This window comes from Chitinophaga sp. HK235 (genome assembly GCF_018255755.1).
Taxonomy (GTDB): Bacteria; Bacteroidota; Bacteroidia; order Chitinophagales; family Chitinophagaceae; genus Chitinophaga.
In genome coordinates this window covers 7656412-7673624 of the sequence record NZ_CP073766.1, presented here as the reverse complement: position 1 = coordinate 7673624, position 17213 = coordinate 7656412, and the positions used below count along the sequence as shown (strand labels likewise).

General features: G+C 43.6%; 5 protein-coding genes. All 5 read right to left on the bottom strand.

What is annotated here, in order from left to right; all coding sequences use genetic code 11:
- The 5 genes from KD145_RS29550 to KD145_RS29530 are packed head-to-tail and all read right to left on the bottom strand — an operon-like array spanning position 1 to position 17112.
- Complete coding sequence (locus tag KD145_RS29550) at positions 1-3249, bottom strand: hypothetical protein (RefSeq protein ID WP_212003400.1); 3249 nt, start codon at positions 3247-3249, stop codon at positions 1-3.
- Between the two features lie 27 nt (positions 3250-3276).
- The gene (locus tag KD145_RS29545; protein ID WP_212003399.1) at positions 3277-6897 is read right to left on the bottom strand and encodes a DUF6443 domain-containing protein; all 3621 of its coding nucleotides are present in this window, start codon (positions 6895-6897) and stop codon (positions 3277-3279) included.
- A gap of 21 nt (positions 6898-6918) precedes the next feature.
- Positions 6919-10179, bottom strand: a complete 3261-nt coding sequence (locus KD145_RS29540) for a hypothetical protein (RefSeq protein ID WP_212003398.1) — start codon at positions 10177-10179, stop codon at positions 6919-6921.
- A 27-nt stretch (positions 10180-10206) separates the two neighbouring features.
- Positions 10207-13818: a DUF6443 domain-containing protein gene (locus KD145_RS29535; protein WP_212003397.1), complete on the bottom strand. Its 3612-nt coding sequence runs from the start codon at positions 13816-13818 to the stop codon at positions 10207-10209.
- A 21-nt stretch (positions 13819-13839) separates the two neighbouring features.
- The gene (locus KD145_RS29530) at positions 13840-17112 is read right to left on the bottom strand and encodes a hypothetical protein (RefSeq protein ID WP_212003396.1); all 3273 of its coding nucleotides are present in this window, start codon (positions 17110-17112) and stop codon (positions 13840-13842) included.
- Between the last annotated feature and the right edge of the window lie 101 nt (positions 17113-17213).

Sequence of the window (17213 nt, the reverse complement as noted above, 5' to 3'; positions counted from 1 at the left end):
TTAATGAGGGATGTCCACGGGGATGCCCGGGCCATAGTTATATTTAAAAATCTTCAGGATATTTTTATTTTCATCTTTGATATTTATCAGTCTGTTTAATCCATCATATTCATAAAAAATCGTGTGATCATTGGCTGAATTGCTGCTCGTCTTCCCTACCAGGGGTTCGTAGGTATAGGTAGTAATGGTCGCATTGGCGTAAATATAACGCAGCTCATCTATTATCGTATTATTGCCTATCAGTTGTACATTTCCATCTGCCGGATCAAATTGATACTCGTAGTATGTCCAGCCATTCCGCGTTGGACCGGTTAAAAACGGCGTTATCGTAACAACACCCTGTTTCACTGCAATACTGCCGGTATGTAACCAGAAGGAGAGTTTCATGACCACACGCATCGTAGAAGCGGGAATCAGGATCGTACTGTCTGCAGAGAGCAGTCCGCTCCTGTTGCCGGAATATGCAACAGTATCGATTATAGTATACCCCGTTAGTTGTGAGCCGTACCGGGCTTGTCCGTCATCTTCAAAGTTATAGTATGCCGCATGCACTGAATTTCCACCAGTCATTTCCGCCACGGTATAACTATTGTTATATCCCCGCAAGTACCGGGTAATGGCACCTCCATGTTTTTGTCTGGAGGCAAGCGCGCCATTTTGATAAGTAAAATAGACCTGTGGTTTGTAAGCCGGGTCAAAGATTAAACCTCCTGCCGTAAGCACAGATTCCTGGAAAGTGGTTATTGGTGTTTTTGCTTCAACACCCAGTTGTTTTACCGGCAACAGATCAGGGCCATAATAATTAATCGTACCGTTAATTACCCTTATCTGAGGTATAGTCCAGGGTTCGCGGAACTGATAAGACTCCACTTCCGCTCCAAGGCAGTGTTTGGCCTTCATCAGCGGAATACCGGCATCATAGGGCCCTGCCGGACCTGTGTAATCGGCAACATACTTTTTGCGGGTGACTATCCTTGTGGCTTGATTGATCCTGTCAATAAGTGTGGGATAGATATGTGCCGGATTTCCGTAAGTATACAAAATAGTGATTAAAGGAAAGAATTCATCGGGGCGTTTCACGTCCTGTCTGGTAAGATATTTTTCCTGAGATTTAAAAACATAGGTATTCGCTTTCAGGGCAGTAGGATAATTTCTTGCATCAATACATCCGGGCGGCAGTCCGTTTAACACCGTGTGAGCGTTGTACAGCGCATTTCCGGCGGAGTCCAATGTCTTGCACCATAGTACTTCATTCGTCTGACTTAAAACCGGCTTTACCTGCGTACATGAAAAGGTATCTATTGTGTTGTAAGTGTAGGCATTTTTCAATTCATCTATGATTCGCAGGTCGAGGTAGATTAATGTACCATTGGCAATGTCTTCATCTGCTGTATTCACATTTCCAAGCTGGTACCTATATAAGGTTTTACCGTAGGTATAGGGGTAAGATTCTTTCACCAAAGTCTCTGTCACCACTGAATAGCCCACATGTTTTCCCTGAAAGGCCCCCAGGCCAAATGATCCGTTGGCTGTCGCGGTATAGTTGGTCTGGCTTTGAAAGTAGTCGCCGGATAGTGTGTCCTGATCACGATTATTATAAGAAGAGGTCACCAGATAAGCAGGAAAAGACTCATCCGATTTGCCACTTATTTTATTAAGATTAGAATCACTGAGATAACTATACGTTTTCACCTGGCCAAACATACCCGGAATATCCGGAAATGCATAGTCAGCAATAGATTTGATCCTGACGCCTCCCAATGTCCGTACTGAGTCATTTTTGTTTAAGGTAGTATGTAATTCATATTCCAAAGCAGTATAGCCTCCTGTTGGATAAATAATTTTGTTGATCATGGCATAGGATGATCCTGCCAGATCTGGCTCCCGGTTGGCGTTTCCACCTACTATACTATCGGAAGGGTTTAGGGGGGAGATTATTGTTACGTTAGGGACCAATGACAGATTGTTGGCGCGGTTGTAAAATCCCCAATGGTCAATGCTTTGGGAGAACCTTTCCGGCATAGCGGCATTCATGTTGTAGAAGAACAGATGCGGAGGAGGAGAAGCCACATCCTGCCTTATTGCAAGTTCCTGTAAACTATCCAGTCTCAATCGTTTTTTGGTGAAACTGTTTTCCGGGTTAGTATAATAACCATATCCCAGTTTATACTGTTTCACTAATCGCGGGGTTCCACCGATGGCATTATATACAGCAATGGTATCCAGTTTACGGCCACCGATGGAATCAATGTCTGCTGTAGCTTTCAGGGATATAAAGGCAATGAGGCTATCATCCCGTACCAGAGATATTTTTTTCAGAAATTTACGCGTGCTGTAAGTGAAAGGACCCGTATAGGCGTTGAGGTTACTATCAACAGCATTAACAATCGTCATACCGGTACTATCGTAATGCCGGATAGTAGTATAACTACGGGTAACAGCTGCGTTATTGGTATTTTGTAAATCGATGGGATATTCGCCGGTAGAATCGTAGTCGAAATATAATTTCTCATGACCATTGGCTGCAAAAATACTGGTCAGATACCAGCTGGATATATAGTGATAAGTGCGAACAGTAGCCGAATCAGGATAGGGATCATTTCCCAGTTCCATCCGGGTGGATTCCCTATCTGCAAAACGATAGCGGTTACCCTTATCATCTGTGACGGTTATTTCGCTGGAATCAAACCGGATATCCATCATATTCCGCATTTTGGTGATCACCCGGCCGGATGGCGTCACGATGAACTTCCCGGTATAATTATCGAAGTTGTAATAATAATGGTCGGGTTCCATTTCCAGTTCTCCTCTTTTTATTTGCTGCAGCGTATCTTGTAAGGAGAAAAAATTACCAGCGGATGGTAAGTTCAGCCTGGTATAACGATCATCATCCGGATTACCACGTACAACTCTGGTGATCACACCACCTGCAAAAAGGGACCAGTTCTGGCCCACCCAGGTAGGTGCATCCTGCGGTCTGAAACCACCCGCATCAAAATGGAGGCTCAGTGCGATGGATAAGTTATTACCCTGCAGCGTATAAACCGGAATAGTGATATCCGGCGCTCCTGTATAAAGGCTTACCGGCGCGTTGCCATATTTCCCAAGTTCAGCAGCTTCCGGCGCAGGAGAAATGATTTGCCTTGATCTGAGTTCCGCCCTTGCTACTTCTACGCGTAGCGGAGCTGATTGTTGTGCATAGGCTGACAGACTACAGGAAAATAATAATAACAGGTACATTATTTTCATAGTACGGGAATTTCGGGGACAATAATTTTATTTTTCTTTAGGCGTGAGACTCACACTTCGTACTGCGTTTGCGCCTATATCCTTTCCTTTTAATACATCTACGGCTGGTACTGCATTCGGGTTTACAGGAGCAACATATCCGGCTGGTTTATTGAACATATAATGAAATGGAGACAGATACTCCTGGAATCTTTGCTGTTCGTGAAACTGTAAATATCTTCCGATCTGTTGGTCGTAGATCGATGTTTTGAAGTCGTACCACTCCAGGCTGCCACCGTCCATAAATTCCCGGCTTTGCAGTTCATAACTGTTGAATTTTTTTCTGTTCTCCGGATAGGCTGTTCCCTTCAAAGCATTACTGCTAATACCTTCCATTACAAGACCGGTAGGATAATAATGCGTTACCTCCAATAACGGACCGGTGATCAGCGATACGGTGATGTTATCGAAATACAACTGTTGTGCACTCTCGTTACTGGGAAATACATACAGATAGCCACTTTTGGAGACAACCATCTTGTCTGTGCCAAGTTGTTGTATTTGATCCGGGACAGGCTGCACCTGTTTGACACCACTGCCATCTTCCACCATTTTAAAGTGCTCGTCAAAATATATGTAGTTCAGATAGGCTTTGGGACGTAGTGGATCAGCTTTCTGATCGTTTGCGGACTTCAGCCGTTCATAACTGTCTGAAGTAAGGTTGTTTGCGATCAGCGGTGGTTGATCAGCCCAGGGAGCTGTGTGCACAGAACCGTTTCCAGCCGTATTTGAAGCGGTTTGTAATGTCTGATTTAACAGACCAGCTAATGGTAACAACGGATTGTTTTTCTTTACAGCAGTGCTTTTATAAAAGGCATTTACACCAATCTGCACCGTGTCTCCGGCCATTACACGTAATACCAGAGAAGGTCCGGTTTTCTTTCCGTCTGGCTGACCGGATAACAGAGATACAAATTCATTTTTCTCTTTTGTATTGGTGGCAGGATAACCAGCTGGTTTGGCACTGCGTGTAGCCTCAAGATTACTAAACGTAAGCTCTTCTCTGGCCGCATTGGCAGTTTCCATAGTGGCACTGTAAACAGTGGTGTCTGTCTGTTCTGTGAGTATTACCCTGACGTTACCCAACTGATCTTTCTCAAAATAATCATAGATATATTTAACTGACTCGCCAGGCTTCACCACTACCCGGATACGGCCTTCCTCGTGTGCAATGGACTGCAGCGTATCATTGCGGAATTCAAGATCGCCTAAATAACCAATGTTCGTATATCTACCGACACCGGTATAATCCGTCACCTTTTTATGTAACTTATTACCGTTTCCAGCGTAGGCATATTCCACATAACCTTTACCCCACATATAAATAGAATCCGGCAGGTTCAGGTTATTGTATCGTAGTACCTTTGTGAGCTTATTCATATTGAGGTACTGATTACCGTTGACATCATAGTCAAAGTCCTGTTGAAAATCTGTATTGGCTTCTTTAAAATCGCCCAAGGTACTTAGCGGGTTATTCACTCTGTCGGTTACATAAAGTATTTTATTGCTATTGTAGAAGTATTCATATTTCAGGCTATCTATAAGGATGGAGGAAGTGCCGGAAAGCCCTCGCTGACTCAGCGACAGGATATTGCTGTTAATATCATACTTTATTCCGCTTAATGTATAATCAACCTGACTATTAGACCAGCTGGTACCGGCGTCCTGCTGGAGGAAATCGGCGCGCAACAAATTATCTATTTTATCATACTTAAAATCATATTTGCGTAAGATGTTATCATTGGCGGATCGCCAGATAATACCGGCCACGTTGCCATTGTACTGCGGGTTTAAATAATTAATGCCGGGGATCAGGGTGGCAGCACTATCATATCCGAGGTCGAAGCCAAAATAGTTACCCGTACCTGTGCGTACGTATTCCCTGTTGACCCCTTTTAACCAACCCTGAATATGATAGGTATATTTCATACTATCCAGGTTGTTACCGAATGTTTTGCAAACCATTTGCCCAACGCTGTTGTAGCGATATTGAACAATCGTTTTCAGTGGGCCGGAATCGTTGAGTTGTTTATCTATCCGGGTGAGGTTACCGGCGCCATCATAATATCTGACCGTAAGGATTTTCAGTTCAGGCGTAACCGTGCTTTTCGGATTCCTGTAATGGTCATAGATACTCAGTATCTTACCTTCAAAATCATACCGTATGCTTTTGATATCTACACCGCCGTACATATTTTTCGAGACTGTCTGGATTAATCTGTTTCTCTCATCATAATAGTAAAAGTTATATAGCGATATTGTGCTATCTAAAACCTGTGCCCCGTCGGCACATTTTAATCCGGCGGTGTGTTTGGTACAGGAGGTTACAATATCTGCTGTAGTGCTGTTACCGTTTTGTAACTTCGTCATCTCACCAGGTACAAAGGCATACAAAGGGTCGGGATAGGTGCCATAATTATTATAGTGGTCTGCCGTTAAACCGATAATTGGGTCATATACAGGTGATGGTATTAAAAGATTTCCTGCTATCGAATCGTTGAGATATGCATTTACTTTTTCCTGCATATCATTACGGGATTTGTTTGATACCCATAAGCTGGTTCCTGCCATTTTGCCTGAATCATTATATCCAAAGTACTGCCATACTCCTTTGGCCAACTGGTTACCATCTCTTTGGTACACCAACCTGTCCTTGGCATCATACACCCGCTCTACAAGGCTTATGCCCGGTTTTTTTTCCCGGATAACCCTACCTCTTTCATCGTATTCATAATAATAGCAGAACTCATCTTTTGCAAATGGAATACTGTCAACCGTCCAATAAGGGCCTTTTCCTCTTAAGGGATTGGATGCTCTGGGTGTCATGATGTAACGCAGGTGGTTGAAATCATCATACGAGTAATGGGTATCCAGCGCTACTGTGTCGGCATATTTTCTTCTTAATTTATGATTATTGTCAATGTCGAAAACATCAATGGTCTGATTCCCCTGTGGATCTGTGGTGACAACTTTATGAGCTTCCCCCGGAATCATTAAGTTAGCAGTGGGTACAGCACCACTGTCGGAGGTAATCACCCAGTGTACCTGTAAACTATCATCTTTCGGATATGTTGAAGTAATAAAAGAAAAATTAGTGGAAACAGGATGACCTCCGTATGGATTCCAGTTAGCACCGGGGCCGCCCTGTGCCTGCAGATTATTGAGCGGAGATTGTTCAAAGCGTAGTACCGTAATCGGAAGATTATCTTTGGCTATATCCTGCACGGCAGTATTGGACGGGCTATAAAATGCTCGCTGATCCTGATAGGCAGTTGTCCTGAAACTACCAAAACTACTGCTATTCAGGTCAGTATAGGATAGAAGGAGCTGACTATTATTCCCCTGATTATCGAAATAGTAGGGTATTACTATATCTTTTTGTTCAGGGCTGCCTTGTATGATCACTTTTTGCAATGGTCGTCCAAGACCATCAAAGTAAGTAATCGTACTGGCCTTCTTGTCTGCCTGTAAAGCATCTACGCCAGCCTGATCAGTAATACCCGTTGTTTTAATGGTTGTCTCTACTATAAAAGTATTGCCTGTACTTAACTGGCTATATGCAGTTGCTGTGTATAAAGTCAGACATATAATGATCAGTATGTGTTTCATACGAACTGATTGTGCGGTTACTTAATGAGGGATATCCACGGGTATGCCCGGTCCATAGTTATATCTAAAATTCTTCAGGATATTTTTATTTTCATCTCTGATATTTACCAGTCTGTTTAATCCATCATATTCATAAAAAATAATGTGATCATTGATAGAATTGTTGCTCGTCCTTCCTACCAGGGGTTCGTAGGTATAAGTAGTAATGGCAGCAACGAAAAAAATATAGCGTAGCTCGTCTATAATTGTGTTATTACCTATCAATTGGACACTCCCTTCTGCCGGATCAAATTGATATTCGTAGTAAGTCCAGCCATTCCGTGTTGGGCTGGTTAAAGACGGCGGTATCGTAACAACACCCTGTTTCACTACAATACTGCCGGTACGTAACCAGAAGGAGAGTTTCATGTCCACACGCAGGGTAGCAGCAGGAATCTGGATCTTACCGCCTGCAGGGATCATTGCACTTCTTTTGCCGGAATATGCAACCGTATCAATGATCGTATACCCCGTTAGTTGTGACCCGTACCACGCCTGCCCGTTGTCTTCGAAGTTGTAGTATGCCACATGCACTTCGCTTCCGCCGGTCATTTCTGCCACGGTATAACTATTGTTATATCCCCGCAGGTATCGGGTAATGGCGCCATCTTTTTGCCTGGAGGCAAGCGCACCATTCTGATAAGTGAAATAGATCTGTGGTTTGTAAGCCGGGTCAAAGGTTAAGCCTCCTGCTGTAAGCACTGATTCCTGGAAAGTGGTTACCGGGGTTTTTGCTTCAATACCCAGTTCTTTTACCGGCAACAGATCAGTACCATAATAATTAATCGTACCGTTAATCACCCGTTTGTCTGTTCCTCCTATGAGTGCGCGGTATTGGTAAGACTCCACTTCCGCTCCAAGGCAATGTTTGGCCTGCATTAATGGAATGCCGGCATCATTGGGCCCTGCCGGCCCGGTGTAATCCGCAACATACTTTTTACGGATAACTTCCCTTATATGATTACTATATCTGTCAATAAGCGTTGGATAGATATGTGCCGGATTACCATAAGTATATTGGATCGTGGTTTTAAGCAGAAAACCTGTAAAATCATCTGCACGCTGCTCATCCTGTTTGGCAAGGTATTTTTCCTGCGACTTAAAAGCATAGGTATTCACTTTAAGGGCAGTAGGATAATTTCTTGTATCAGTACATCCGGATGGTAGTCCGTTTAAGACCGTGTAGGTCTTGTACAGGGGATTCCCCGCGGTATCCAGTGTCTTGCACCATAGCACTTCATTCGTCTGACTTAAAACCGGCTTTACCTGCGCAGATGAAAAAGTACTTATGGTATTGTAAGTGTAGGTATTTGTCAATTCATATCTTAATACCCCATATTTATTGTATAGCTGCAGGAGGACCAATGTACCATTGGCTATGTCTTCATCTGCAGTAGCAATATTTCCCAGCTGATACTCATACAACGTTCTGCCGAAGTTGCTGTTGTTACTGCTATCCATCAAATATTCTGATACCTCTATATAACCCACATGTTTTCCCTGGAAGGCCCCCAGGCCAAATGATCCGTTAGCTGTCACGGTATAGTTGGTCTGGCTTTGTAAGTAATCGCCGGACAGTGTATCCTGGTCACGGTTGTTGTAGGAAGACTTCACCAGATAAGCGGGAAAAGATTCATCCGATCTCCCGCTTGGATAATCATAGTTAAAATCGTTGAGATAAGTATAAACTTTCACCTTAGCAGGCTTGCCCGGAAAAGCATAGTCAGCAATATATTTGATCCTGATGCCACCCAATGTCCGTACTGAGTTATTTTGGTTTAAGGTGGTATGTAATTCATATCCCAAAGTAGTATAGCCCCCCGTTGGGTAAATGATTTTGTTGATCATGGCATAGGATGATCCTGCCAGATCAGGCTCCCTGTTTGCATTGCCGCCGACTATACTATCGGAAGGGTTTACAGGGGAGATTATTTTTACATTAGGAACCAATGACAGATTGTTGGCGCGGTTGTAAAATCCCCAATGGTCAATGCTTTTGGAAAACCTTTCCGGCATAGCGGCATTCATGTTGTAGAAAAACAGATGCGGAGGAGGAGAAGCCACATCCTGCCTTACTGCAAGTTCCTGTAAACTATCCAGCCTCAATCGTTGTTTGGTGAAACTGTTTTCCGGATTAGTATAATAACCGTATCCCAGTTTATACTGTTTCACTAATTGCGGGCTTCCGCCGATGGCATTATATACCGCAATGGTATCCAGTTTACGGCCACCGCTGGAATCAATGCCTGCTGTAGCTTTCAGGGATATAAAGGCGATGAGGCTATCATCCCGTACCAGAGATATTTTCTTCAGAAACTTGCGCGTACTGTAAGTGAAAGGACCCGTATAGGCGTTGAGGTTACTATCCACAGCATTAACGATCGTCATACCGGTACTATCATAATGCCGGATAGTAGCGTAACTACGGGTAACAGCTGCGTTATTGGTATTTTGTAAATCGATGGGATATTCGCCGGTAGAATCATAGTCGAAATATAATTTCTCATGACCATTGGCTGCAAAAATACTGGTCAGGTACCAGCTTGATATATAATGATAAGTGCGAACAGTAGCCGAATCAGGATAGGGATCATTTCCCAGTTCCATCCGGGTGGATTCCCTATCTGCAAAGCGATAACGGTTGCCCTTATCATCTGTAACAGTTATTTCGCTGGAATCAAACCGGATGTCCATCATATTCCGCGTTTTGCTGACGATCTGACCGGATGGCGTCACGATGAACTTCCCGGTATAGTTATCGAAGTTGTAATAATAATGGTCGGGTTCCATTTCCAGTTCTCCCCTTTTTATTTGCTGCAGCGTGTCTTGTAAGGAGAAAAAATTGCCAGCGGGTGGCAGGTTCAACGTGGTATAATGCTGATCATCCGGATTACCGCGTACGACCCTTGTAATCACACCACCTGCAAACAGAGACCAGTTCTGGCCCACCCAGGTGGGTGCATCCTGCGGTCTGAAACCTCCCGCATCAAAATGGAGACTCAGTGCGATGGATAAGTTATTACCCTGTAGCGTATAAACCGGAATAGTGATATCCGGCGCTCCTGTATAAAGGCTTACCGGCGCATTACCATATTTTCCAAGTTCAGCAGCTTCCGGTGCAGGAGAGATAATTTGTCTTGATCTGAGTTCAGCCCTTGCTACTTCTACGCGTAGGGGAGCTGATTGTTGTGCATAGGCAGACAGACTACAGGAAAATAATAATAACAGGTACATTATTTTCATAGTACGGGAATTTCGGGGACAATAATTTTATTTTTCTTTAGGCGTGAGACTCACACTTCGTACTGCGTTTGCGCCTATATCCTTTCCTTTTAATACATCTACGGCTGGTACTGCATTCGGGTTTACAGGAGCAACATATCCGGCTGGTTTATTGAACATGTAATGAAATGGAGACAGATACTCCTGGAATTTTTTAGGCTCGTGAAACTGTAAATACCGGCCGATCTGTTGGTCGTAGAGCGATGTTTTGAAGTCGTACCATTCCAGGCTGCCACCATCCATAAATTCCCGGGTTTGCAGTTCATAACTGTTGAATTTTTTTCTGTTATCCGGATAGGATGTTCCTTTCAAAGCATTACTGCTAATACCTTCCATCACAAGACCTGTAGGATAATAATGCGTCACTTCCAATAACGGGCCGGTGATAAGCGATACGGTGATGTTATCAAAATACAACTGCTGCGAACTTTCGTTGCTGGGGAATACATACAGATAGCCACTTTTGGAGACAACCATCTTGTCTGTGCCAAGTTGTTGTAGTTGATCCGGTACAGGTTGCACCTGTTTGACACCACTGCCATCTTCCACCATTTTAAAGTGCTCGTCAAAATATATGTAGTTCAGATAGGCTTTGGGACGTAGTGGATCTCCCTTTTGATCGTTTGTGGACTTCAGCCGTTCATAACTGTCTGTGGTAAGGTTGTTTGCGATCAGCGGCGGTTGATCAGTCCAGGGAGCTGTGTGCACAGAACCGTTTCCAGCTGTAGTTGAAGCGGTTTGTAATGTCTGATTTAACAGACCGGACAACGGCAACAACGGATTATTTTTCTTTACAGCAGTGCTTTTATAAAAGGCATTTGCACCAATCTGCACCGTATCTCCGGCCATTACGCGCAATACCAGAGATGGACCTGTTTTCTTGCCGTCCGACTGACCGGATAATAAGGATACAAATTCATTTTTTTCTTTTGTATTGACGGCTGGATAACCAGCAGGTTTGGCACTGCGTGTAGCCTCAAGATTACTAAACGTAAGCTCTTCTCTGGCTGCATTGGCAGTTTCCATAGTGGCGCTGTAAACAGTGGTGTCTGATTGTTCCGTCAGTATTACCCTGACATTATCCAGCTGATCTTTCTCAAAATAATCGTAAATATATTTAACCGGCTCGCCCGGCTTCACCACTACCCGGATACGGCCTTCTTCATGTGCAATGGACTGCAGCGTGTCGTTCCGGAATTCCAGGTCGCCTACATAACCAATGATCGTGTATTTGCCGGCGCCGGTATAGTCCGTAATCATTTTTTGCAACTTATTTCCTTTTCCATCGTAAGTATATACCACAGTCCCTTTCCCCCACATATAAATGGAATCCGGCAGGTTCAGATAATTGTATCGTAGTACCTTTGTGAGCTTATTCATATTGAGGTACTGATTACCGTTGGCATCATAGTCATAGTCCTGTTGAAGATCTGTATTGGCTTCTTTAAAATCTCCCAACGTGCTTAGCGGGTTGTTCACTCTATCGGTTACATACAGTATTTTATTGCTGTTGTAGAAGTATTCATATTTCAGGCTGTCTACCAGGATGGAGGAAGTACCGGAAAGCCCTCTCTGATTGAGAGACAGGATATTGCTATTGAAGTCATATTTTATTCCGCTTACCGTATAATCAACCTGACTATTCGACCAGGTGGTGGTACCGGCATCCTGCTGGAGAAAATCGGCACGTAACAAATTATCTATTTTATCATACTTAAAATCATATTTGCGTAAGATGTTGTCATTGGCAGATCGCCATATAGTGCCGGCCACGTTGCCATTGTACTGCGGATTTAAATAGTTAACACCAGGGATCAGGGAGGCAACACTATCGTATCCGAGGTCGAAGCCAAAATAGTTACCGGTACCCGTGCGCACATATTCCCTGTTTACCCCTTTTAACCAACCCTGAATATGGTAGGCATATTTCATACTATCCAGGTTGTTGCCGAAGGTTTTACAAATGAGCTGTCCAAGGGTATTGTAGCGATATTGAACAATCGTTTTCAGTGGGCCGGAATCATTGAGTTGTTTATCTATCCGGATAAGGTTACCGACGGCATCATAATATCTGACGGTAAGTATTGTCAGTTCAGGCGTGACGTAGCTTTTCGGATTATTGTAGTGATCATAGATACTCAGTATCTTTCCTTCGGCATCATAACGGATACTTTTAATATCCCTGCCTCCATAGAGGTTTTCCGCAATTGTCTGGATTAATCTACCCTTATCGTCATAATAGTAGGTAGTATAAAGTCTTGAGTCGCTATTCAATGTCCAGTTCTTCCAGGTGCATTTTAATCCATTAGTATGTTTTGACCAGGTGGTTACTATGTCGGCGGTAGTACTGCTACCATTTTGTAATTTTGTCATTTCACCGGGTACAAACGAATTATTTGGATCGTAGTTATAACTATCATAGCTGTCTGAGGTGCGATTGATACGTCGCGTAAAATCCCCAATTGGTAAAGAAAGATTTCCATATACCGAATCCAGGGAATAGCCGATTACTTTTTCCTGCATAACATTACGGGAATTGTTCGTTAACCAGAAGTCGGTTCCTATCAACTTGTCTGATTTGTCGTATTCATAGTACTGCCATTGTCCTTTTGCCAAAAGGTTTCCATCTCTTCTGTAAACCAACCTGTCCCTTGCATCATACACCATCTCTACAAGACCCACTCCTGGCTTTTTTTCCCTGATTACCCTTCCTCTTTCATCGTATTCATAATAATAGCAGAACTCATCTTTTGCAAAAGGAATACTGTCGACCGTCCACTCAAGGTGTGGGTATGCCGATTTTGATGCTCTGGGTGTCAATATATAACGCAGATGGTTGAAATCATCATACGCGTAATGGGTATCCAGCGCAACAGTGTCGGCATATTTTCTTCTTATTGTATGGTTATAGTTAATATCGAAAACATCAATGGTCTGATTTCCCTGTGGATCTTCAGAGATAATCTTATGAGCTCCCATCGGAAGTTCTAAAGCAGCGGTGGGAACAGCACCGCTGTCGGAGGTAATCACCCAGTGGAACATTAAACTATCATCCTGAAGTGTGGCGCGTATGATTGAAAAATAAGTGGAAGCAGGATGACCTCCGTAAGGATTCCAGGTAGCACCTGGGCCACCCTGTGCCTGCAGATTGCTGAGCGGGGAGTCTTCAAACCGTAGTATAGTAATCGGGAGATTGTCTTTCGCAATATCCACCACGGAAGCATTGGACGGGTTGTAAAATGTTTTCTGGTCCTGGAAAGCAGTGGTTCTGAGACTACCAAAATTATTGCCATTCAGGTCGGTATAGGGTAAATAGATTTGAGTATTGTTTCCTTGATTATCAAAATAGAATGATGTGACCATATCTTTTAGTTCAGGGCTACCTTGTATGCTCACTTTTTGCAGTGGCCGTCCAAGACCATCAAAGTAAGTAACCATACTGGTCTTCTTATCTGCCGATAAGGCATCTACGCCAGCCTGATCGGTAATCCCCGTTGTTTTAATGGTTGTCTCTATTATAAAATTGTTGCCGGTACTTAACTGGCTATAAGCGGTTGCTGCGTATAAAGTCAGACATATGATGATCAGTATGTTTTTCATACGAACACATTGAGCGGTTACTTAATGAGGGATATCCACGGGGATGCCCGGGCCATAGTTATATTTAAAATTCTTCAGGATGCTTTTATTTTCATCTCTGATATTTACCAGTCTGTTTAATCCATCATATTCATAAAAAACCGTGCGATTATTGGGTGAACTGCTGCTCGTCGCCCCTACCAGGGGTTCGTAGGTATAGGTGGCAACAGTCGCGTCGTAGCAAGTATAACGTAGCTCATCGATAATAGTATTATTGCCTATCAGTTCAACATACCCGTTTGCTCCATTGAATTGATATTCGTAGTATGTCCAGCCATTCGGTGTTGGATCCGTGAAAGATGGCGTTAGCGTATTACCCAAACCCTGCATCACCACAATAGTGCCGCTATGTAACCAAAAGGAGAGTCTCATGAGCATGCGCCGGGTAGAAGGGGGAATCAGGATCAGGATCGCACTGTCTGCAGAGAGTACTCCGCTCCTGTTGCCGGAATATGCAACAGTATCTGTTATCTTATACCCCGTTAGTTGTGAGCTGTACCACGCTTGTCCGTTATCTTCGAAGTTATAATATAACGCCGGCACTAAATTTCCACTAGTCACTTCCGCCACAGTATAACTGTTGTTATATCCCCGTAAGTATCGGGTAATGGCACCCATATGTTTTTGTCTGGACGCAAGCGCGCCATTTTGGTAAGTAAAATAGACCTGTGGTTTGTAAGCAGGGTCAAAGGTTAAACCTCCCGCCGTAAGCGCAGACTCCTGGAAAGTGGTTATTGGTTTTTTTGTTTCTATCCCCAGTTGTTTTACCGGCAACAGATCAGGACCATAATAAGTAATCGTACCGTTAATTACCCGTTTATCAGGTCCATTTACAGATGAACGGTACTGATAAGACTCCACTTCCGCTCCAAGGCAATGTTTGGCCAGCATCAGCGGAATACCGGCATCATTGGGCCCTGCCGTTCCCGTATAGTCGGCGACGTATTTTTTACGTATTTTTACTTCTATGGTCAAACCATACCTGTCAATAAGTGTAGGATAGATATGCGCCGGATTAGCATAAGTATATTTGGTAGTGGTTTTAAGCATATAGTTGGTAAAATCATCTGCCCGTTGCTCAACCTGCATGGAAAGGTATTTTTCCTGAGATTTAAAAGCATATGTATTCGCATTCAGGGCAGTAGGATAATTTCTTGAATCAATACATCCGGGCGGCAGTCCGTTTAACGCCGTGTAGGCTTTGTACAGGGGATTTCCGGCGGAGTCCAGTGTCTTGCACCATAACACCTCATTCGTCTGACTTAAAACCGGCTTTACCTGTGTAGATGAAAAAGTACTTATTGTGTTGTAAGTGTAGGTATTTGCCATTTCATATCTTAATACCCCAATTCTATTGTACAGCTGCAGGAGGACCAATGTACCATTGGCTATGTCTTCATCTGCAGTAGCAATATTTCCCAGCTGATACTCATACAACGTTCTGCCGAAGTTGCTGTTGTTACTGCTATCCATCAAATATTCTGATACCTCTATATAGCCCACATGTTTTCCCTGGAAGGCCCCCAGGCCAAATGATCCATTAGCTGTCACGGTATAGTTGGTCCGGCTTTGTAAGTAATCGCCGGACAGTGTGTCCTGGTCACGGTTGTTGTAGGAAGACTTCACCAGATAAACAGGAAAAGATTCATCCGATCTCCCGCTTGGATGATTATAATTAAAATCGTTGAGATAAGTATAAGCTTTCACCTTAGCAGGCTTGCCCGGAAAAGCATAGTCAGCAATATATTTGATCCTGACGCCACCCAATGTCCGTATAGTCTGATTTTGGTTAAAGGTGGTATGTAATTCATATCCCAAAGTAGTATAGCCTCCTGTTGGGTAAATAATTTTGTTGATCATGGCATAGGATGATCCTGCCAGATCTGGCTCCCTGTTTGCGTTTCCACCTACTATACTATCGGAAGGGTTTACAGGGGAGATTATTTTTACATTCGGGACTAAAGATAAATTATTGGCGCGATTGTAAAATCCCCAATGGTCAATACTTTTGGAGAACCTTTCCGGCATAGCGGCATTCATGTTGTAGAAAAAAAGATACGGCGGAGGAGAAGCCACATCCTGCCTTATTGCAAGTTCCTGTAAACTATCCAGCCTCAATCGTTGTTTGGTGAAACTGTTTTCCGGGTTAGTATAATAACCATATCCCAGTTTAAATTGTTTCACTAATCGTGGGGTACCGCCGATGGCATTATATACAGCAATGGTATCCAGTTTACGGCCACCACTGGAATCAATGCCTGCTGTAGCTTTCAGGGATATAAAGGCAATGAGGCTATCATCCCGTACCAGGGATATTTTTTTCAGAAATTTACGCGTACTGTAAGTGAAAGGACCCGTATAGGCGTTGAGGTTACTATCCACAGCATTAACGATCGTCATACCGGTACTATCATAATGCCGGATAGTAGCGTAACTACGGGTAACAGCTGCGTTATTGGTATTTTGTAAATCGATGGGATATTCGCCGGTTGAATCATAGTCGAAATATAATTTCTCATGACCATTGGCTGCAAAAATACTGGTCAGGTACCAGCTTGATATATAATGATAAGTGCGAACAGTAGCCGAATCAGGATAGGGATCATTCCCCAGTTCCATCCGGGTGGATTCAACATCTGCAAAGCGATAGCGGTTACCCTTATCATCTGTGACGGTTATTTCGCTGGAATCAAATCTGATGTCCATCATATTCCGCGTTTTGGTGACTACCTGGCCGGATGGCGTCACGATGAATTTCCCGGGATAGTTATCGAAGTTGTAATAATAATGATCGGGTTCCATTTCCAGTTCGCCCTTTTTTATTTGCTGCAGCGTGTCTTGCAAGGAGAAAAAATTACCAGTGGGAGGCAGGTTCAGCCTGGTATAACGATAATCATCCGGATTACCACGCACGACTCTCGTGATAACGCCACCTGCAAAAAGGGACCAGTTCTGGCCCACCCAGGTAGGTGCATCCTGCGGTCTGAAACCACCCGCATCAAAATGGAGGCTCAGTGCGATGGATAAGTTATTACCCTGCAGCGTATAAACCGGAATAGTGATATCCGGCGCTCCTGTATAAAGGCTTACCGGCGCATTGCCATATTTTCCAAGTTCAGCAGCTTCCGGCGCAGGAGAGATAATTTGTCTTGATCTGAGTTCAGCCCTTGCTACTTCTACGCGGAGCGGAGCTGATTGTTGTGCATAGGCTGACAGACTACAGGAAAATAATAATAACAGGTACATTATTTTCATAGTACGGGAATTTCGGGGACAATAATATCAGGGGCATCAATGCTACATCGCGGGGGATATCAAATTCCAGGCTTGTAAGACTAAATTACAATTTATGACTG